The 485-nt window shown below is 68.5% G+C and carries 1 protein-coding gene; it reads right to left on the bottom strand.

The genetic code is table 11. From position 1 onward, the window contains the following. A partial coding sequence (locus JHN45_RS52490; protein WP_201056592.1) for a carbohydrate ABC transporter permease occupies positions 1–426 on the bottom strand: 426 nt, incomplete at its 3' end. Positions 427–485: the final 59 nt, after the last annotated feature.

Genomic DNA, 485 nt, shown 5'->3' with positions numbered 1-485 from the left:
GAGGCCGCCGAGACCGACCCCGTCGAGCAGGGCGTTGAGGCCGCCGTTCGGTGCGAAGAGGTACGACCAGATGAACGCGGCCATCAGCGGCGAGATGAGGGTCGGGGTCAACAGGACGACGCTCAGGGCCCTTCGGACCTTCTCGCGGCGGAACAGCATCGACGCGAAGAGCAGCCCGAGGCCGTTCTGCACGACGACGACCACGACGGCGTAGAGGACCGTGTGCCACAGGGCCGCGGAGATCTGCGGGTCGTCCGCCATCGCCTTGTACTGGTCCGCGCCGACGAAGTGGGAGATCGGGCCGCCGACGCTGTCGGTCAGGCTCAAGTAGACGCCCTTGAACAGCGGATACAGGATGAAGAGCGCGTACACGGCGATCGCGGGCAGCAGGAAGGCGGCCATGGTGGCACGCCGTCGGTGGAACACGGGGGATCAACCTCCTCGGCCGTCAGGCCCCTTGGGGGAGTGGGTGGGACGGGGGTGGG

This window comes from Streptomyces sp. MBT53 (genome assembly GCF_016654115.1).
Classification (GTDB): domain Bacteria; phylum Actinomycetota; class Actinomycetes; order Streptomycetales; family Streptomycetaceae; genus Streptomyces.
The sequence above is the reverse complement of the archived record's forward strand: the minus strand, read 5'-3'. Positions and strand labels throughout refer to the sequence as shown.